Source organism: Lepagella muris, assembly GCF_004793975.1.
Taxonomy (GTDB): domain Bacteria; phylum Bacteroidota; class Bacteroidia; order Bacteroidales; family Muribaculaceae; genus Lepagella; species Lepagella muris.
The window spans coordinates 15,564-36,242 of record NZ_SRYB01000033.1; the positions used below are offsets into that span (position 1 = coordinate 15,564).

Annotated in this window: 16 protein-coding genes and 5 tRNA genes; 3 read left to right on the forward strand and 18 right to left on the reverse strand. The window is 48.4% G+C overall.

Translation table 11 applies throughout. The features are described 5' to 3' along the window. Window positions 1–15: 15 nt before the first annotated feature. The 18 genes from rpoB to E5331_RS16735 form a co-directional block, all read right to left on the reverse strand. Entirely contained in the window at window positions 16–3,828 is a 3,813-nt protein-coding gene (gene rpoB / locus E5331_RS16650; RefSeq protein ID WP_123484033.1) for a DNA-directed RNA polymerase subunit beta, read from the reverse strand. 183 nt (window positions 3,829–4,011) lie between these two features. Next, entirely contained in the window at window positions 4,012–4,386 is a 375-nt protein-coding gene (rplL, locus tag E5331_RS16655) for a 50S ribosomal protein L7/L12 (RefSeq protein ID WP_123484032.1), read from the reverse strand. Between the two features lie 32 nt (window positions 4,387–4,418). Then, window positions 4,419–4,943 carry a 50S ribosomal protein L10 gene (gene rplJ, locus E5331_RS16660; protein WP_123484031.1) on the reverse strand — a complete coding sequence of 175 codons (525 nt, stop codon included), beginning with the start codon at window positions 4,941–4,943 and terminating at the stop codon, window positions 4,419–4,421. Window positions 4,944–4,960: 17 nt separating this feature from the next. Next, the gene (gene rplA / locus E5331_RS16665) at window positions 4,961–5,656 is read right to left on the reverse strand and encodes a 50S ribosomal protein L1 (RefSeq protein ID WP_123484030.1); all 696 of its coding nucleotides are present in this window, start codon (window positions 5,654–5,656) and stop codon (window positions 4,961–4,963) included. A 12-nt stretch (window positions 5,657–5,668) separates the two neighbouring features. Further along, the gene (rplK, locus tag E5331_RS16670) at window positions 5,669–6,112 is read right to left on the reverse strand and encodes a 50S ribosomal protein L11 (RefSeq protein ID WP_123484029.1); all 444 of its coding nucleotides are present in this window, start codon (window positions 6,110–6,112) and stop codon (window positions 5,669–5,671) included. Window positions 6,113–6,179: 67 nt separating this feature from the next. Continuing rightward, the gene (gene nusG / locus E5331_RS16675; protein ID WP_123484028.1) at window positions 6,180–6,731 is read right to left on the reverse strand and encodes a transcription termination/antitermination protein NusG; all 552 of its coding nucleotides are present in this window, start codon (window positions 6,729–6,731) and stop codon (window positions 6,180–6,182) included. Window positions 6,732–6,752: 21 nt separating this feature from the next. After that, on the reverse strand, window positions 6,753–6,944 hold the full coding sequence (gene secE / locus E5331_RS16680) for a preprotein translocase subunit SecE (protein ID WP_123484027.1): 192 nt from the start codon (window positions 6,942–6,944) through the stop codon (window positions 6,753–6,755). Between the two features lie 12 nt (window positions 6,945–6,956). After that, window positions 6,957–7,032 (reverse strand) — tRNA-Trp (locus E5331_RS16685). Window positions 7,033–7,103: 71 nt separating this feature from the next. Then, on the reverse strand, window positions 7,104–8,291 hold the full coding sequence (gene tuf / locus E5331_RS16690; RefSeq protein WP_123484026.1) for an elongation factor Tu: 1,188 nt from the start codon (window positions 8,289–8,291) through the stop codon (window positions 7,104–7,106). A 74-nt stretch (window positions 8,292–8,365) separates the two neighbouring features. Next, a tRNA-Thr gene (locus E5331_RS16695) sits at window positions 8,366–8,437 on the reverse strand. A 5-nt stretch (window positions 8,438–8,442) separates the two neighbouring features. After that, a tRNA-Gly gene (locus tag E5331_RS16700) sits at window positions 8,443–8,518 on the reverse strand. A 27-nt stretch (window positions 8,519–8,545) separates the two neighbouring features. Continuing rightward, window positions 8,546–8,628: transfer RNA gene (locus E5331_RS16705), tRNA-Tyr, on the reverse strand. An 11-nt stretch (window positions 8,629–8,639) separates the two neighbouring features. Continuing rightward, window positions 8,640–8,713: transfer RNA gene (locus E5331_RS16710), tRNA-Thr, on the reverse strand. A 265-nt stretch (window positions 8,714–8,978) separates the two neighbouring features. Next, window positions 8,979–10,823 carry a glutamine--fructose-6-phosphate transaminase (isomerizing) gene (gene glmS / locus E5331_RS16715; protein WP_123484025.1) on the reverse strand — a complete coding sequence of 615 codons (1,845 nt, stop codon included), beginning with the start codon at window positions 10,821–10,823 and terminating at the stop codon, window positions 8,979–8,981. 765 nt (window positions 10,824–11,588) lie between these two features. Beyond that, window positions 11,589–12,239 carry an NYN domain-containing protein gene (locus E5331_RS16720; protein WP_123484024.1) on the reverse strand — a complete coding sequence of 217 codons (651 nt, stop codon included), beginning with the start codon at window positions 12,237–12,239 and terminating at the stop codon, window positions 11,589–11,591. A gap of 186 nt (window positions 12,240–12,425) precedes the next feature. Then, window positions 12,426–13,877, reverse strand: a complete 1,452-nt coding sequence (locus tag E5331_RS16725) for an aminoacyl-histidine dipeptidase (protein WP_123484023.1) — start codon at window positions 13,875–13,877, stop codon at window positions 12,426–12,428. A 57-nt stretch (window positions 13,878–13,934) separates the two neighbouring features. After that, on the reverse strand, window positions 13,935–14,720 hold the full coding sequence (locus tag E5331_RS16730; protein ID WP_123484022.1) for an N-acetylmuramidase family protein: 786 nt from the start codon (window positions 14,718–14,720) through the stop codon (window positions 13,935–13,937). Beyond that, a complete protein-coding gene (locus tag E5331_RS16735; RefSeq protein WP_123484021.1) occupies window positions 14,717–16,174 on the reverse strand; it encodes an aminoacyl-histidine dipeptidase in 1,458 nt (485 codons plus the stop codon). The genes E5331_RS16730 and E5331_RS16735 overlap by 4 nt, the downstream gene beginning before the upstream one ends. A gap of 507 nt (window positions 16,175–16,681) precedes the next feature. On the opposite strand from E5331_RS16735, the gene E5331_RS16740 reads away from it, so the two are divergent. From E5331_RS16740 to E5331_RS16750, 3 genes are all read left to right on the forward strand, one after another. Further along, window positions 16,682–17,287 carry an OmpH/Skp family outer membrane protein gene (locus E5331_RS16740; protein WP_123484020.1) on the forward strand — a complete coding sequence of 202 codons (606 nt, stop codon included), beginning with the start codon at window positions 16,682–16,684 and terminating at the stop codon, window positions 17,285–17,287. A gap of 248 nt (window positions 17,288–17,535) precedes the next feature. Continuing rightward, a complete protein-coding gene (hflX, locus tag E5331_RS16745; protein WP_420813837.1) occupies window positions 17,536–18,768 on the forward strand; it encodes a GTPase HflX in 1,233 nt (410 codons plus the stop codon). Then, window positions 18,740–20,452, forward strand: coding sequence for a DUF4954 family protein (locus tag E5331_RS16750; RefSeq protein WP_168355279.1), 1,713 nt, complete (start codon window positions 18,740–18,742; stop codon window positions 20,450–20,452). Before hflX ends, E5331_RS16750 begins: the two co-directional genes overlap by 29 nt. The last annotated feature ends 227 nt before the right edge of the window (window positions 20,453–20,679 follow it).

Genomic DNA, 20,679 nt, shown 5'->3' on the forward strand with positions numbered 1-20,679 from the left:
TTCTTGATTTCTGAATTATTCCAGGGTGATGCTCAATCCCAGACCGCGCAACTCATGGAGAAGCACGTTGAGAGATTCAGGTATGCCGGGGTTAGGCATCGGGTCGCCCTTGACAATAGCCTCGTATGCCTTGCTACGTCCGGTCACGTCGTCACTCTTGATAGTGAGAATCTCCTGAAGGATATGAGCCGCGCCGAATGCCTCGAGCGCCCACACCTCCATCTCACCAAAACGCTGGCCACCAAACTGAGCCTTACCACCGAGTGGCTGCTGAGTGATCAGAGAGTACGGACCGATAGAACGGGCGTGCATCTTATCCTCAACCATGTGTCCGAGCTTAAGCATATAAATTACGCCTACGGTAGCCGGCTGGTCGAAACGGTCGCCGGTGCCTCCATCGTAAAGATAGGTCTTGCCATAGCGTGGTATGCCGGCCTTGTCAGTCCATTCGTTCAGGTCGTCAAGACTCGCACCGTCAAAAATCGGGGTGGCGAATTTCTCACCGAGCTCACGTCCTGCCCATCCGAGAACAGTCTCGAAAATCTGACCGAGGTTCATACGCGAAGGCACACCCAGCGGGTTCAGACAGATATCGACGGGAGTTCCGTCCTCAAGGAACGGCATATCCTCCTGACGCACCACGCGCGAAACGATACCCTTGTTGCCATGACGGCCTGCCATCTTGTCGCCCACACCGATCTTACGTTTCTTGGCAATATATACCTTTGCCATCTGCATGATTCCCGAAGGAAGCTCATCACCGATGGTAATATCAAATTTCTTTCTACGCAATTCGCTGTCAATCTCCTTCGACTTACGCAAATAATTAGTGATAAGCTTCATCACCATATTATTGATGCGATCATCATCAGTCCACTTGCCAAGGTTGACAGTCTCATAGTCGATATTGCCGAAAGTCTGATCAGAGAAACGTGCTCCTGTAGGGATTATGTCAACTCCGATAAAATCCTTCACGCCTGCTGACACCTTACCCTTGAGAAGATTCTGAAGCTTGCCTACAAGAATCTCCTTAAGTTCTGCCTGCTTCTCCTCATACTCCTCGTCAAGTTTGGGAAGCTGAGCGTTGGCACTCTTCTTGTTCTTGCTCTTAAGCGTGCGGGAGAACAGGTTCGTGCCGATCACGACGCCCTTAAGAGAGGGGGAAGCCTTTAGAGAGGCATCCTTCACGTCGCCTGCCTTGTCACCGAAGATAGCACGGAGAAGTTTCTCTTCCGGAGTGGGATCACTCTCACCTTTAGGCGTGATCTTACCGATCATGATATCGCCGGGCACCACATGGGCACCGACGCGGATAATGCCACGCTCATCAAGATCCTTAGTGGCATCCTCGCTCACGTTAGGAATATCGCTCGTGAGTTCCTCCATACCGCGCTTGGTCTCCCTGACTTCAAGGGAATACTCGTCGACATGCACGGAAGTAAGGATATCCTCACGCACCATGCGCTCGTTGAGCACGATAGCATCCTCATAGTTATAACCCTTCCAAGGCATGAACGCCACCTTCAGGTTTCTACCCAAGGCAAGCTCACCCTTCTCTGTGGAATAACCCTCTGTCAGGATATCGCCGCGCTCCACACGCTGACCCACCTCGCAGATAGGACGGAGGTCGATCGTGGTGCCCTGGTTGGTACGGCGGAACTTAGGAATCTTATATTCCTTTGTAGCCGGCTCAAATTCCACGTAATCCTCATCCTCGGTGCGGTCATACTTGATTCTGATGACAGTGGCATCTACGAATTCAATTACGCCGGCACCCTCCGCCATAATCTGAGTGCGGGAGTCGCGGATGAGCTGTCCCTCGATACCGGTGCCAACGATAGGAGCCTCGCTACGCAACAAAGGCACAGCCTGGCGCATCATGTTAGAACCCATCAACGCACGGTTAGCATCATCATGCTCAAGGAACGGGATAAGAGAAGCCGCAATTGAAGCGATCTGAATAGGAGCCACATCCATAAGATTCACCTCTTCAGGCGTAACAATCGGGAAGTCAGCCTCGAGACGAGCCTTCACGCGATTATTGATGAATGTGCCGTCATCGTTAAGGGGAGCGTTGCCCTGAGCAATCATCTTACCCTCCTCGATTTCAGCCGTCATATAGACCACCTCATCATTATTGATATTGACCTTACCATTCTCCACCACACGGTAGGGAGTCTCGATAAAGCCAAGATTGTTGATCTTAGCGTATACGCAAAGAGAAGAGATCAGACCGATATTAGGACCCTCAGGCGTCTCGATAGGACAGAGACGACCGTAGTGGGTGTAGTGCACGTCACGCACCTCGAAACCGGCACGCTCACGCGACAGACCGCCGGGACCGAGAGCCGACATACGGCGTTTGTGGGTGATTTCTGCCAACGGGTTGGTCTGGTCCATGAACTGCGACAATGCGTTTGTTCCGAAGAACGTGTTGATGACCGAAGATATGGTCTTCGCATTGATAAGGTCAATCGGCTTGAAGACCTCATTGTCACGCACGTTCATGCGCTCACGTATTGTGCGAGACATACGGGCAAGACCCACACCGAACTGGTTGTAGAGTTGCTCGCCTACAGTACGCACACGACGGTTGCTCAAGTGGTCGATATCATCTACATCGCTCTTTGAGTTGATAAGCTCGATAAGATATTTGATGATCGCGATGATATCCTCACGTGTGAGCACCTTCACGTTGTCGGGCGTGTCAAGACCAAGCTTCTTGTTGATTCTGAATCGACCGACTTCCCCGAGGTCATATCTCTTCTCCGAGAAGAAAAGATTCTGTATCACCTCACGTGCAGAAGCGTCGTCCGGTGGTTCGGCGTTGCGCAACTGCCTGTAGATATATTGAATTGCCTCTTTTTCAGAGTTAGAAGTATCTTTCTGTAGCGTATTGAATATGATGCTGTAGTCAATTGCGCTGACATTCTCCTTTTCGAGCAGAATAGTCTTCGCCCCGCTTTCAATAATAGCATCGATATTGTCGTCAGACAATTCAGTGCCACGGTCCACTACAACGTCATTACGTTCAATCGACACCACCTCACCGGTGGCGCTGTCACAATAGTCCTCAAGCCAGCTCTTTACGATACGTCCGGCAAGTTTACGTCCGACCGCCTCTTTCAGATTCTGCTTGGTGACTTTAATTTCCTCAGCAAGGTCAAAAATCTGGATAATGTCCTTATCGCTCTCAAGACCGATTGCACGCAACAGCGTTGTCACGGGCAATTTCTTCTTTCGGTCGATATAGGCATACATCACATTATTTATGTCAGTAGCAAACTCAATCCAGCTGCCCCGGAACGGGATAATACGCGCCGAATAAAGTTTTGTACCGTTAGCATGGGTGCTCTGTCCGAAAAAGACACCGGGCGAACGGTGAAGCTGGGATACGACAACGCGCTCCGCACCATTTATCACAAACGTGCCCTGCTCGGTCATATAAGGGATTGTGCCGAGATACACGTCCTGAATCGTGGTGTCGAAGTCCTCATGGTCTGGATCCGTGCAATAAAGCTTCAACTTGGCTTTTAGAGGCACGCTGTAAGTAAGGCCTCTTTCAAGACACTCGTCGATCGTGTATCTGGGAGGATCGATGTAATAATCGAGAAACTCCAATACGAAATTGTTGCGAGTATCAGCAATTGGAAAATTCTCCGCAAACACCTTGTAAAGACCCTGGTTCTTTCTATCTTCAGGCGGGACGTCGAGCTGCAAGAAATCCTTGAACGACTTCAGCTGAACCTCAAGAAAGTCAGGAAACGGTAGCGGATTCTTTATCGATGCGAAGTTTACGCGCGGTTTTTCGGTTAAATTTACTGACATTGGGGTTGTTGTTTTCTGTAAAATTTACTCCTTGTGAGAAGTGAATAGGCATATCCACATCTGCAACCCGTTGATGAGCAAATACTTCACCAATAAGTGCAAATGAGTATCAAATATGCCAAAAAAAGGTTAAGAACGCCACTTCTCGCGCGTTCTTAACCTATTTTTAGGATAAAGATTTACTTATTTGAGCTCAACTTCAGCACCAGCCTCTTCAAGCTGCTTCTTCAGACCCTCAGCCTCAGCTTTGGGAAGACCTTCCTTAACGACACCGGGAGCGCCGTCAACGAGAGCCTTAGCCTCTTTCAGACCAAGACCAGTGAGCTCTTTCACGAGCTTCACAACAGCGAGCTTGCTTGCGCCAGCTGCCTTCAAGATAACGTCGAAGTTAGTCTTCTCCTCCTCAGCGGGAGCTGCTGCTGCAGGACCAGCAGCTACTGCCACAGCTGCTGCGGCGGGTTCGATGCCATATTCCTCTTTGAGGATCTGAGCAAGTTCGTTTACTTCCTTTACGGAAAGATTAACCAATTGTTCTGCAAATGCTTTCAAATCTGCCATTGTAGTATTTCTTTTTATTATTTTTTACAAAATTAGTTTTCTTTGTTAGACAAGGTCTCCAATATGCCATGAAGCTTGTTGGCGCCGCTCTGAAGTGCGCTGATAACGTTCTTGGCAGGGCTCTGGAGAAGAGCGACAACGTCGGCGATAAGCTCGTTCTTGCTCTTGATATTGCTGAGGGTGTCTAACTGTGCCTCACCAACATATACAGATTCCTCTACGAATGCACCCTTCAGCATAGGAAGAGTGTCGTTCTTCTGACGGAATTTCTTGATCAGCTTGGCAGGCGCATTGCCTGTGTTGCTGAGAAGAAGGGTTGTCTCTCCGTGAAGAAGATCGTAAAGTCCGCTATAGTCTGTCTCGCTGGCTTCGAATGCTTTCTTAAGAAGAGTGTTCTTAACGCAAAGCATCTTGATATCGTCCTTGAAACATGCACGACGAAGAGCGCTTGTCCTCTCGGCATTCAGACCTGAAGTCTGCGTCAGGTATACGCACGAGTATTCACCAAGTACGTTACCAATCTTTTCAATGATGAGTGATTTATCTTCCTTTTTCATTTCGTCTTCTTTTTAGCTTATTCAACCACAGACTTGGGTTCCACTTTTACGCCGGGACTCATTGTGCTCGAAAGATAAATACTCTTGATATATGTGCCCTTTGCGGTGGCAGGTTTCAATTTCACGAGTGTATTGATAAACTCCTTAGCATTGTCGCGCATCTGATCTGCAGTAAAGCTTACCTTACCGATAGAAGCGTGAACGATACCGGTCTTGTCAACCTTGAAGTCGATCTTACCCTGCTTAACCTCACGCACAGCCTTAGCGACATCCATAGTCACTGTACCGCTCTTGGGGTTAGGCATAAGTCCGCGGGGACCGAGGATACGGCCCAAGGGACCGAGCTTGCCCATTACAGACGGCTGAGTGATGATGACATCAACATCTGTCCAACCACCTTTGATTTTTGCGAGATATTCGTCAAGACCAACATAGTCGGCGCCAGCCTCTTTGGCAGCAGCCTCAGCATCAGCCGTGCAGAGCACGAGCACGCGAACCTGCTTACCTGTACCGTGGGGCAGTGAAACCACGCCACGCACCATCTGGTCAGCCTTACGGGGGTCAACACCAAGACGCACGTCAATGTCGAATGAAGCGTCAAATTTAGTGAAAGTCACTTCCTTGACCTTCTCAGCAGCTTCGGCGAGAGTATAAGCTTTCCCGGGTTCAATCTTCGACAAAGCCAACTTTTGATTTTTTGTCAGTTTTCCCATTTTTGAAGATTTTTAAATGTTTTCGGGGAACGCCCCTTTAACGGTGATACCCATGCTTCTCGCTGTGCCGGCAACCATGCGCATTGCCGAGTCTAAAGTAAAACAGTTCAAATCAGGCATCTTGTCTTCTGCAATAGTCTTCACCTGATCCCATGAAATCTCCGCTACCTTCTTACGGTTAGGCTGTGCAGAACCGCTCTTGAGCTTTGCAATCTCCTTGAGCTGAACCGCTACCGGCGGTGTCTTCACGATAAAGTCGAAAGACTTATCAGTGTAATAAGTGATTACAACCGGTAATACCTTTCCTGCCTTATCTTGGGTACGGGCGTTGAATTGCTTGCAAAATTCCATGATATTGATGCCCTTCGAACCCAATGCGGGTCCTACTGGAGGCGACGGATTCGCCGCACCACCCTTTATCTGCAATTTGATCTGTCCAGCAATTTCTTTAGCCATTGTTATTATTATTTTATTAGTTTGTGCAAGTGAGCCGCCATCGCTGAAATGCGTAACATCATTTCACTCAGACTCGCTCTACCTGCGAATTTTCCAACTCGAGGTCGGTGGGACGCCCAAATATCTTGACTTCCACCTTGATCTTCTTCTTGTCGGCATTCACCTCACGGATGACTCCACAGAATCCGGAGAAAGGTCCGAAATTAACTTTCACTGACTCTCCTACTATATATTCCTGCGAATTGTCTTCCTGGGGAGAACGCAAGTCATCAGCCGCGCCCAACATTCGCATAACCTCGCTTTCACGCAAAGGTTCCGGCTGGCTGCTCTTGCTGCGCCCACGCAAAAAATCAATGACATTAGTCGTGTTTCTTAGTTCGTAAATTACTTCTCCCGTCAGATTTGCCTCTACAAAGACATAGCCGGAATAAAGATTACGCTCCTTGAGCACTTTCTTGCCATTGCGCGTGGTGTAAACTTTCTCTGTAGGAATCAATACCTGCGAAACATACTCGCCAAGCGACGTGTTCTTGATTGCTGCATCCAGAACCTCCTTGACCTTTGCTTCCTTACCTGAAATGGCACGCAGTACGTACCATTCTTTTTTATTTTCAGCCATTGAGCTACTACATTTTAAAGTTTAAAAACTGATGCTGTATATTAGTTCCATCAGAAGATTAAAAATCTTATCAACAACCCAAATAAACACAGCGATGATGATGGAAGCTATCAACACCAGCACTGAGCTATTGATAAGCTGTTTCTGAGTTGGCCAAGAAACCTTATAGACAAGTTCGTCATAAGATTCCTTTATGTCGTTCATTAATTTCATATTACATCTGATTGGCACGGGAAGAGAGGCTCGAACTCCCGACACCTGGTTTTGGAGACCAGTGCTCTACCGACTGAGCTATTCCCGTAGATAGGGGGTCTTCATTTCAGAAGACCCCATTATTGTTTTTTGTCCAATCAAGCCTTACGGATCTCTTGATTAGTCATCGATTACCTGAGTGATCTGACCTGAACCTACTGTACGGCCACCTTCGCGAATTGCGAAACGAAGACCCTGATCGCAAGCTACCGGAGTGATGAGCTTAACCTCAATCTCAACGTTATCGCCAGGCATTACCATCTCTACACCTTCAGGAAGAGTAATCTCACCTGTCACGTCAAGTGTACGGATGTAGAACTGAGGACGATATTTGTTGTGGAACGGAGTGTGACGACCACCTTCCTCTTTCTTCAAGATATAAACCTGAGCCTTGAAGTGATCGTGAGGTTTAACCTGTCCCGGGTGGCAGATTACCATACCACGCTTGATCTCGTCTTTGTCGATACCACGGAGAAGCAGACCTACATTGTCGCCAGCCTCACCCTGGTCAAGAATCTTACGGAACATCTCAACGCCTGTAACAACTGATTTCTTATCAGCGCCAAGACCAAGAATCTGAACCTCATCACCTACCTTAACAAGACCTGCCTCGATACGACCAGTAGCAACAGTACCACGACCAGTGATTGAGAACACATCCTCAACAGGCATAAGGAAAGGTTTATCGATATCACGCGGAGGAAGCGGAATCCAGTTGTCAACTGCATCCATGAGTTCCATCACTTTCTCCTCCCACTGAGGCTCACCATTGAGAGCACCGAGAGCAGAACCACGGATGATAGGAGTCTCATCTCCATCATAGTCATACTGAGAAAGAAGGTCGCGCATATCCATCTCAACGAGCTCGAGCATCTCTTCGTCGTCAACCATGTCACATTTGTTCATGAAGACAACAAGACGCGGTACGTTCACCTGACGAGCGAGAAGGATGTGCTCACGAGTCTGAGGCATCGGACCATCAGTTGCGGCTACTACGATAATAGCACCGTCCATCTGAGCAGCACCGGTAACCATGTTCTTAACGTAGTCGGCGTGTCCCGGGCAGTCAACGTGAGCATAGTGACGTTTTTCAGTCTGATACTCTACGTGAGAAGTATTAATAGTAATACCACGCTCTTTCTCCTCAGGAGCATTGTCGATAGAATCGAATGAACGGAGCTCAGAAAGACCTCTTTTACCAAGCACAGTTGTGATGGCTGCAGTAAGCGTAGTCTTACCATGGTCAACGTGACCAATAGTACCGATGTTTACATGCGGTTTAGATCTTTCAAATTTTTCTTTAGCCATAAGTTTTGCTAGTATTTATTGTTGATTTATTCCCTTTTGCAAGGAGAGGTATTAAATTATTCGGAGAGATTCAGAGCCAATGGCGGGATTTGAACCCGCGACCTCTTCCTTACCAAGGAAGTGCTCTACCCCTGAGCTACATGGGCAAGTTTGGAGCGGAAGACGAGGTTCGAACTCGCGACCCTTAGCTTGGAAGGCTAATGCTCTACCAACTGAGCTACTTCCGCATTTCCCTCTGGAAACTCCATTTGGCGTGGGCGAAGATGGATTCGAACCACCGAAGGCATAAGCCAGCAGATTTACAGTCTGCCCCATTTGACCACTCTGGTATTCGCCCTTATTCTTTTGAGCCTCTTGTCGGATTCGAACCAACGACCCCGAGATTACAAATCACGTGCTCTGGCCAACTGAGCTAAAGAGGCTTATTTCAGATTTCGTTTGTGTGTCATTCCGAAATCCGAGTGCAAAGTTACTGCTTTTTTCTGACACTCCAAATTTTTTCGCAACTTTTTTTCAACAAAATTTCAAAGAGATTGCCGATAAGAAGCATTTTTAGTCCACAACGCATTATCTATCAAAGAAATTCGAGAGAAATATTTTTTCTTGTATTTCTCTCGAATTTTTCATCTTTCAGATACGCCCGACCCCTAAAAAACTACATTTTCACAACCCGGACGTTACTTAGTGTCATTCCACTGTCACGGATTTAGCAAGATTTCGGGGCATATCGACGTCCTTACCCTTGTTGATGGCTATATAATAGCTGAGCAGCTGAAGGGGTATGCTCGTTATGATCGGGCTGAGACATTCCGGCACCTCCGGCACCTCAAGCACGTGATCCGCTATGTTGCGTATCACCGTGTCGCCCTCCGTCACAATCGCGATAATCGATCCGCCACGTGCCTTCACCTGCTGCACGTTGTTGACAATCTTCTCATACAGGTGGTCATTCGGAGCTATTATGACGCTCGGCATCTCAGCATCAATAAGCGCGATGGGACCATGCTTCATCTCCGCTGCAGGATAGCCTTCAGCGTGGATGTAGGAGATCTCCTTCAGCTTAAGCGCGCCTTCGAGAGCCACAGGATAGCTGTATCCTCGTCCGAGATAGAGGAAGTTGCGGGCGTATGTATATATTAAGGAGAGACGTTCTATCTTGTCGTTAAGCTTAAGCACCTTCTCCACATACGACGGGATCTTATTGACAGTCTTCCCTATCTCCTCGATCTCCTCCGGCGACTTGGTGCCTTTGAGCTGTGCGATAGCGGCTGCAAGGAGAGTGAGCACCATCACCTGCCCCGTGAACGCCTTTGTGGAAGCCACACCGATCTCCGGACCAACGTGGATATACGTACCGCTGTCGGTCTCCCTTGGTATAGAGCTGCCGACCACGTTGCTTATGCCATACACAAACGCACCCATGCTCTTGGCTATATTTATTGCCGCCAGGGTGTCGGCAGTCTCGCCACTCTGCGAGATGGCAATCACGATGTCGCGCTCATCAAGCACCGGGTTGGAATATCGGAACTCACTGGCATATTCCACCTCTACCGGGATACGACACATATCCTGAATCAGATACTTCCCGAGCAGTCCGGCATGCCATGAAGTGCCGCACGCCACAATCACCACCCTCTTCGCATTAAGAAACTTCTCGGCATTATCCATCACTCCGGATATGATTATACGCCGTCCCTTCTCCGCTACTCTTCCTCGTATGCAATCCTTCAGAGTCGAGGGCTGCTCGAATATCTCCTTCAGCATAAAGTGAGGATATCCGCCCTTTTCAAGCTGGGAGATGCTGAGTTCAAGCGTAGTGACGTCGATTTTCGCCTCCTTATTCTCAAGAGTCACAAGTTTAAGAGGTTCGCCGCGCTCTATTATCGCCACTTCCTCATCCTTCAGGTAGACACACTCCTTAGTGTACTCCACAAACGGGGTGGCATCCGAAGCCAGGAACATCTCATCCTCCCCTATTCCGATCACCAGCGGAGAACTCTTGCGAGCGGCGATTATACGGTTGGGATGATCCTTCTCTACCACAGCTATAGCATAAGCGCCAACCACCTGCTTCAACGCCTCCCTCACTGCATCAAGAAGACTACAATTATTCTTGATCTTTATATATTCTATCAGCTGCACGAGCACCTCCGTATCAGTCTCCGAATGGAATTTACATCCGTGCTGAGTCAGCGCATCCTTAAGCAGTTTATAATTCTCTATCGTGCCGTTATGCACGAGGGCGAGATTGCCATCCTCGCTATAATGGGGATGCGCGTTGCAGTCGCTGGGTTCGCCGTGGGTTGCCCATCTTGTATGGGCGATACCCGCCTTCGCCTCCAGGTTCTTATCCTTACAGTAATTTTCGAGATTGCTCACCTTGCCCATAGCCTTGTAGACGTTGAGCGAGCCGGATGGATTGACCAACGCTATACCGGCGCTGTCATATCCGCGATATTCGAGACGGTGCAAGCCTTTTATCAACACGTCGTAGACGTTACCATCTCCTATATATCCTACTATTCCACACATAAATATATTGTTGTTATTCCGGCAGCAAATCGTATTTCGCCACCGAGATCATGTTTTATCGTTTGAATCATAAGGCAGGCCAGTCATCACCGTCCCTGTATACGCCACGCAGAAGTATTTGAGCATGACCAATAAGACATGATGCAGCAGAACGGCACTTACTCTAATTTCCAAACGAAATGCCGTATGTTTTATTATATTTAATGTTTTTATATTTGATATGGGAACAGACTTGAGTCCGTGATGGGAATTAAGATTCCCCCGTTCCGGCAGTCGTGACAAGCGGCTGCGACTTTCCTATGTTTGTCCTGGTTAGATTTAAGGCTTCAATCACTTCAACTATTTGAATGAGTTTTATCAAAGATCAGATTTAGGTTTAATATTTTCTTTTCGAACACTAATATAAGTTTCCTATGGTATTCTATATTTAAGATTAGAGGCTTTCGCAATTATCCTGTAAGGCTACAGGCACCGCTTTTGCCACGACTTTTCTCGGAACGGTCTCAAAATGTCAAATTGTGCAGGTTGTCTCTTTCTGATGTTCAACCTACACAAAATTAATATTAAAATCCCGTTTCTCAAAATCCCGTTTTCCGCGATGCCTCTTCACTCAAACTCCTCTCGCGGCAGAATAACAATAATCATTATAAAATGCTCATCAATTTGCCACAATATCATCCATTATAATCAACAAAAGAAATCTACGCATCACACCATCGGCATGATTTTATGTTGTCAAACATATCGTCACCATGCAAAAAAATATCAAAATTCATCACCGAGCGGATTCAATGCCGAGTCGCGCAGCTTATACAGAAGTGATTTCTTCAAGGCTGCATTATCATTCACGATCTGCGAAAGTTCCCAATGATGCCCAGCCTCCTCTCGCAACAGCGGCGACGTAGCTTCCACGTGAGCGAGATTCCACGTGAGCAATACAGTCTTTATCTTAAGGGCCTTCAGTTTCCTGACGAGCATCTCATGATCGGCATCTCCGGTGATGAGCACCACATAATCAAACTTCCGGAACGTTGCCAGCTCATAAGCCTCAAGAGCAAACCATACGTCAATGCCCTTCTCCACCACTTGCACCACACCATCCTTCTCCATCTCCCGCAGATGCTTATAGTGGAATATCACGTCGTTCTCTATGAGCGTATCCTCAAATTTCCTTTCATTATAAAGGAGATGCTTGTCATACGCCTCTTTCACCCGGAAGCGTCCCCTGAAATAGTGAGCCTCCGTAATCTGGCAGTTGGCAGGATCTACACCCTCCTCGTAAGCAAGGCGTGTGCATATAAAGTCGAACAACGACCTCACCCTTATTATAGAACTCTCCTCTGCTTTCAACGCACGGTTAATCTTGGCGTAATAACCGCCATCTATAAAAACTCCTATCGACAGATATCCCAACATATTTTATCTTTTTACATGATTATTATTTAATGAAGTTCAGACAACCTCAATGGTAGCCGGCAGACCCTGTGGCGGCACTTATATAACTTACCCTCTCCCCTATTTGTTCAAAAAAAATGGATAAAGAAACGCGGCATGACATCGGTCACACCGCGTTTTATGTGAAGCTACACCCTACTTACGTTATCAGGCAAGCCTACGCAATATATCGCAAAGGAATTTCCAGAACTCCTGAACCGACGGGATATTCGCCTTCTCGCCGGGGGAATGTATATCTTTCAAAGTAGGACCGAAAGAGATCATGTCAAGTCCAGGCATCTTCTCGAGGAAAAGACCACATTCAAGCCCGGCATGAAGAGCCTCCACTTTCGGCTTGCGACCGAAGAGGGATTGGAAACTCTCCTCCGCCACTGAAAGCACGCGGGAATCAAGATTGGGAGCCCAACCGACGTAGGCATCATCAAAAGCCACCTCATACCCTATCATCTCAAAGAGCGAACGCACCCTGTCGGCTATCTCATCGCGGCGGGAATCCACTGAGGAACGCTGATGCACCGTGACTACTATCTCGCCATCCTTTATCTTTATCGACGCAAGATTGCATGATGTCTCCACAAGACCTTCCACAGCATTCGACATACCCTGCACGCCATTCGGACAGGAGAATACAGCCGACACGAGACGGAGGGCATCCTCCGGATCAATCACCTCCGCAGGAGCAGCCACGACGGCGGCACCAAAAGTGAAATCATCGCCTTCTGCAAGACGGAACTCCGCATGAATCATATCGGAGAATATCTCCACATCCTTCTCAAACTCTGCACTGCGGTCAGGCTCAATACCCACCACAGCCCAAGCCTCTCGTGGAATGGCATTCGCAAGTCCACCTCCGTCGATAGCCGCGAGCCGGAGGTCATATTTGCGCCACATCTCCCAAAGGAAACGGCAAAGCTGCTGATTGGCATTGCCGCGTCCGAGATTTATCTCCATACCGGAATGTCCACCCTTCATGTGGTTGAGATGCACCTTATAATATACCCTGCCGGCAGGCGCATCCTTTACACAAAGCGGCTTCCGACATGTGGTCACTTTGCCGCCGGCGCATCCCACCACGAGAGAGCCATGCTCTTCCGAATCAAGATTCAGCAGTATACTTCCGGTCACAAATCCCGGCTGCAAGCCGTTGGCACCAATCAGACCCTGCTCCTCATCCACAGTGTAAAGACACTCTATCGGTCCGTGTACGAGCGAATCATCCAGCAGCACCGCCATGGCGGAAGCACATCCGAGACCGTTGTCAGCTCCAAGCGTTGTGCCATCCGCCTTTACCCAGTCGCCGTCAACAATAGTAGTGATGGGATCCGTGAGGAAATCATGCACCTTGTCGCCCCTTTTCTCAGCCACCATATCCTGATGACCCTGCAAAATCACTGTCGGGGCATTCTCATGACCCGGAGTTGCCGGTTTGCTCATCATCACGTTGCCAACCGCGTCGACTTTCACGGCGATATTATGCCTGTCAGCCCAATCAACAAGGAATTCCTTCATTTTGTCGAGATGATGAGTAGGACGTGGCACACGGGTTATCTCATCGAAACATTGCCACACGAGTTTCGGTTCCAGATCTGTTATTTTCATATTATTAGAAAGGTCTTGAAGCCATTAAGACTTCCAATTATTAAAATTTACAATTAATCATTTATCTTTATCCGATTTATACTTCTTGTAGGCAGCAGCCATCTTCGTATGATAGCCTCTTCTGCGATAACTCGGACCATTATATTTCCTTGAGAAAGCCGCCCAATTCTTATTGCGGAGATCATCAAGCATGCCGCTGTTGGTGATGAACACCGCGAAAAGCTCAAGCTGCTCCAGTTCTGAATACGACATTCTCTCCACAAACTCCTCTACCGACCTACAGCCACATTTGCCATAGTTGAAGCCACCAATCTGAAACATGCCCCAGAAAGTGCCTTTGTCGGCTGCATCGGCGTCAGTCTTGCGTGCATTCACCAACTGCGTCCATTCCCTGAGTGCATATCCCGACAGACCTTCCGGTACGACACCATCCTTAAGCTTCCTTTTCTCTCCCCCTTTCTTTCTGAAACGGGCATACATCTTTCGGTCGAAATTAGCCACGGGCACACCCGGCGACCAGAATCCCTTCATCTGCGTCCCTGCCTCAATCAACACGACTGCCTTTATTGCAGCCACCTCTACATCAAGTTTGTCAGCCACATAAGCGAAGTCCTCTTCCGTCAGGCTGCTGTAGCGCGATTCCACATCCTCAGGTGGAACTGAGGCGATGGATGAGAATATCGAATCAAACGACAATGTCTTCCTTGAAGAGATCACCTGGTCAAGCACAGTGATCTCCCTGGCCACATCAGTATCCTTATTCTGCGGGACAGTGGCAACGGACTCCCCGCATAGGAGAGCCATTGCCACTGTAAGAATATTTGCAATCAGGGTACGACTCATGACCGAGCCACCTTTTCCAGCATCAGCACCAGATGCTTCCAGAATTTCTCAACGGTAGGGATAAGCAATTTCTCGTCGGGAGAATGCACTCCTGTCATAGTGGGGCCTATGCTCACCATGTCGAGATCAGGATTCTTCGACAGGAAAAGGCCACATTCAAGTCCGGCATGTATTGCCTTTATCGCAGGTTTCTGTCCAAACAGCTCCTCGTATGCCTCTGCGGATATATGCATTATCGGAGAGTTCATGTCAGGAGCCCATCCCGGATAGCCGTCGGAATGAGTCACCTCTGCACCGGCAAGCTGGAAATGTGCCTCCACCTGACCCGCCATATCATTTTTGCGTGACTCCACAGAAGAACGCTGCGAAGTGGTGATCTTAATCTTATTGTCGCCCTCCATCTTGACTGCGGCAAGATTAGTGGAAGTCTCCACGAGATTTTCCAGGTCGCGGCTCATGGAATACACTCCGTGAGGAGCTGAATACAATGCTTTCACCAAAGCAAGCGACGTATTCGAATCGATGCAATATTCCGGACGTTCAACCGGCTCTATGCAAAGATTCATTGATGGCTCCACTCCTTTATATTCATTGCGGATAGCTTCAGCATACGCATCCATATATTTCTTCACGTCCTCGCTGTGGTCGCTGCATATTCCGAAGACTGCCTCAGCCTCACGCGGTATCGCGTTGCGGAGATTGCCGCCGCTGATCGACGACACCTCGATATCCCATTTCTGTGAGCAGTTCCAGATGAAACGCGCCACGAGCTTATTGGCATTTGCACGCCCGAGATGAATGTCGCCGCCGCTGTGTCCGCCGAGCAGTCCATTCACCTTAACCTTAAAATATGAGAAATTCTCCGGAGCGAAACTGCGGTTATACGTAAACACCGCCGTAGTGTCGATACCTCCGGCACACCCCACAAAGATTTCGCCGTCATCCTCAGAGTCGAGATTCACGAGTATCTTACCCTCAATCATACCTTCGCCGAGATTCTGCGCACCCTCAAGGCCTATCTCCTCATTAACTGTGAAAAGAGCCTCTACCGGGCCATGCTCAAGGGAGTTGTCTGCCATTACAGCCAATGCGGCAGCCATTCCTATACCGTTGTCAGCACCAAGCGTCGTGCCCTTCGCCTTCACCCATTCTCCATCCACATAAGTGTGGATCGGATCCTTGAGGAAATCATGCTCCACGTCGCCATTCTTCTCTGCCACCATATCCATGTGGGACTGAAGCACCACCACCGGAGCATTCTCATGGCCAGCAGTCGCCTTCTTCTTCAGCACCACGTTGCCTACAGCATCCGTTTTCGACTCTATGCCATGTCTTCTTGCAAACTCAAGCAGATACTCTCTTATCTGCTCCTCATGACAAGAGGGACGGGGCACTTTGGTGATTTCATCAAAGCACTGCCATATCAGGGCGGGCTTCAGATCTCTTACTTCCATATCAGTTCTGTTTTTTATGGTTGATTTAATCTATCCTTATTATTGAAGCGGTCAACACTTCATTAATTTCTCATTAATTTCCCAAAAGTACATAAAAAAATCCGGCTTACAAAGAACCATAACTTTTTTTATAAAAAAACGCGTCACCAAGAGGCGTTACATCTTCACATACAACGCAAACGAATGTAAAGGAAATCAAATGATATATAAAGCACTCTTATTTTTTCATGATATTGATTTTTTTTCGTAATTTTGCGCTCAGTCTGTCTGCCATCAGCAGATAGCGAAAAAATTTGTTAAAACTACTTTAAAAAAGTGAAATTAACGTTACTGGTGCTTTTCTTTTGTGGAATTGCGTTATTTTTGCTCTCTGTAAGGGTGATATTCTCCCACAGCCACAAGTTTCTGACCGGACATGCATGCAGCCATCACGCCACGCCTGTCCGCAAGACAACAGCGTCCACAAAGGCACGACAACATGAACAACAATAACATTTTACATATATAATGAAGAAACTTCTTTTCACAGCATCGGCTCTTTCATGTGCCCTCTTATTCGGCTTAGGCGCAACATCCTGCGGCTCCGACAGTAAGAAAGACACTCCGGCAGCTACCACAGCTGCCCCGACATCAAAATCAGGCACAGAACTTCCGAACTATCGCTACGTCGACATCGACTCTGTTCTCAGCAAATATAATCTTGCAAAGGATTATAATGAAGAGATGCTTAGGATGCAGACCAATATGGAAAGCGAAGTGAAGCGACATGAAAACTCAATCCAGTCGTTTGCCACATCCATGCAGAAAAAGATGCAAAACAACGGGTATCTCTCTGAGGAATCTTACAAGGCTGACGAGGCTAAGATCAACAACATGCAGTCTACTGCCCAGAAATCTGTAGCCACACTACAGAGAAACTTCGAGAATGCCGCAATGAATGCCCAGAAGACTGTCAACGACTCCATCCAGGCCTTCATCCAGGAATACAACAAGAAGAAAGGCTATGACGCAATTCTCTTCAAGAATGCCACGCTTTATATTAATCCGGCTCTCGACATCACCGATGAGGTGGTGGAAGGTCTTAACGCCCGCTATAATAAAGTGAAGAAATAAATTTTCCATTATGCGGAGTTGACTCAACTTCAAATGGAGAAAGGAGCCGGATCTAACCGATCCGGCTTTTTTATGGAATAGAGCCTCAGCTAAACCGCCACAGCGTCCGTACTTTTCATGAGATGAAATCTGAGTTTTTTAGAGATTACCGCAACTCTATAATGTGCTAAATTGTTACTTCGTTTGTAGATTGACGAAGTTCTGATTATCTTTGCCACCTGATTACAACGAATTTTTAATTATCTCCCATGATTGAAGACAATATAATAAATAAAGAAGCTAACGAACGTACCGTACTCGTCGGGCTCGTCACTCTGAAGCAGAACGAAGCGAAAGTGACAGAATATCTCGACGAGCTGGATTTTCTTGCCCGCACCGCAGGCGCGATTCCGGAAAAGAGATTCACCCAGAAACTTGACTATCCGAATCCGCGCACATACGTGGGCAAAGGTAAACTTGAAGAGATAAGGCTATATATCGAGGACAACGATATCGGACTCGTCATATTTGACGATGACCTGTCGCCAAAACAGGTTGCAAACATCGAACGCGAGCTAAAAGTTAAGATTCTCGACCGAACGAGTCTTATTCTCGACATTTTCGCAAAACGTGCACAGACTGCCACAGCACGCACACAGGTGGAGCTGGCTCAATATCAATATCTGCTTCCCCGACTCACCAGGATGTGGACCCACCTTGAACGCCAGCGTGGCGGTATCGGAATGAGAGGTCCCGGTGAGACGCAGATCGAGACCGACCGACGCATAATCCTCGACAAGATTTCCCGGCTCAAGAATGAGCTGCAACATATCGACAGGCAGAAAAGCATACAGCGCAAGAACCGTGGAAAACTTACCCGTATCGCACTCGTCGGCTACACCAACGTGGGGAAATCCACACTGATGAACCTTCTCAGCAAGAGTGAGGTCTTTGCCGAGAACAAGCTGTTTGCCACCCTTGACACCACAGTCAGGAAAGTGATAATCGACAACCTCCCCTTCCTACTCTCCGATACCGTAGGATTCATCCGCAAATTGCCGACGCATCTTGTTGACTCATTCAAGTCTACACTCGATGAAGTGAGGGAGGCAGATATCCTTGTGCACGTGGTCGACATATCCCATCCGGCATTCGAGGAGCAGATCGAAGTGGTCAGCAAGACTTTGCAGGAAGTATGCGGCGCGGAGACCAAACCCGTGATAATGGTATTCAATAAGATTGATGCCTTCACCTACACCCCGAAAGATCCTGACGATCTCACACCATCCACACGCGAGAATATCTCACTCGAGGATTTCCGCAACACGTGGATGGCGCGTATGGCAAACAATTGCGTATTCATCTCTGCGAAGGAACGCACCAACATCGATGCTCTGAAGAATCTGCTCTACCAGAAAGCCAAGGAGATACACACCGAGCGTTTCCCCTACAATGATTTCCTCTTCCAAAAATATGACGAAGATTATGACGGAGAAGAATAGCCCGACCAATAGCGACCTCAATATGAGACGTCTTGACAAGGATGAGATCATCCGGCTGGAACGCCAGGGATGCCGTGCCGATGCCTGGGAGAGCGTGACATTCGCCAAGAATGCCGACCTTTCCAAAATCCGCAACGTGCATTTCGGTCCGGACGTAAGCGTCGGAGAGGGAGCAACACTGCAAAACATATCCGGGCGAATATCCAACTGCCATGTCGGGGCAAACGCTGTCATCGACAACGTATACCTAATCGAATTCGACAAGGAAGCCGCCTGCGGTGTGGGCACCGCCGTATGTGCCCTCGATGAGACGGGCTCGCGTCCTGTGGTGATATACCCCGGACTTTCATCACAGGCAGCCACCCTTATGGCACGTATTCCCAAATGGTTTGAAAACAACATCCACCCCACCCTGCATGATTTCCTCGACACCAGGTCTGTAAGGACTGAGATTGGAGAGAATGCAGTGGTACGTGACTGCGGACGCCTCGTCAACGTAAGCGTCGGGGCAGGAGTAAAGGTGGAAGGTGCGCGCTCATTGGTGAACGGCGCGATAATCAACAATGTCCTGTCGGGTCGCCCTCTCGCCTACGTCGGATATGGCGTGGATGCCGAGAATTTCATAATAGAAGATGGCATGGCTGACTGCGGTGCCATTCTCCGCAACTGCTATATCGGACAAGGCGCTCACGTTGAGAAGGGTTTCTCCGCCCACGACTCACTTTTCTTCACCAACTGCTCGTTTGAAAATGGCGAGGCATGTGCTCTTCTTGCCGGTCCATACAGTGTAAGCATGCACAAGGGCACCCTCATGATAGGATGTCAGACAGCATTCATGAATGCCGGCTCGTCAACCAATCAGAGCAACCACATGTATAAACTCGGTCCGGTGCATTGGGGCGTATTGGAAAGAGGCGTCAAGACTGCTTCAGGCGCCTACATCATGTTTGGGGCAAAGATTGGAGCCTTCTCTATGATAATGGGAGCACATAAGACTCATCCCGATTCATCCGATTTCCCATTCTCATATCTCTTTGGCGACGAACGCGGTGCGACGGTTGTTGTGCCCGGCGCGATGCTCCGTTCTTGCGGACTTCTCCGCGACGAACAGAAATGGCCCACACGCGACCGCAGACTGAAGCACCGTATGCCGATGTATGACCGTATCACGTTTGACGTGCTCAATCCGTTTACGGTCGACAGCATGCTTAAGGCAATCGACACCATCACCACGCTGCTGTCGCGTCCGGCAGACGACGATCTCTACATCCGCCATAAGGGCATGAAATTCACGCGTGCCGCCCTTGAGCGTGCCAAGACCCTCTACACTGCCGCCATATATAAATATCTCTCGAAGACACTACCCGACTCCGTATTCCCGGATTCCGATGGTGAAGAAGCCGAGGATTGGCTCGATGTGGGCGGACAGATCATGCCTCGTCCGTATCTCGACAAGGCACTTGAGGCAACCTCGCTCGATGAAGTGGAGAAGATATTCGACGACGCCTTCGCGAATTATGCCGAATTGGAGCGGAAATGGATAGCCCGGCGTTTCGGTGCCGAATGGCGACGACGCAGCGATTTCATCACGATGGGTGCACAGCAATTTGACGAGATGGTCATCGACGACCGCCAGGAATATCTCGACAATCTCTCACGCGAGACAAAAATGCTGGATCTCTGACAACCGCACACAAAGCCTGCCGGATATCGGCTACATACGGTCAGAATCCGGTGGATTTCATAAAAAAACGGGGAAACATACACCTCGACACATAAAAAAAGGAGTCTGCACACATTTTTTGCGCTGCAAACTCCTTTTTATTTGCACATTATCAAAAAAATACCTACCTTTGCACCGCTTGCACGCCCGCAGTAGCGGCAAGGTAGAGAATTAACAACCCAATTTAT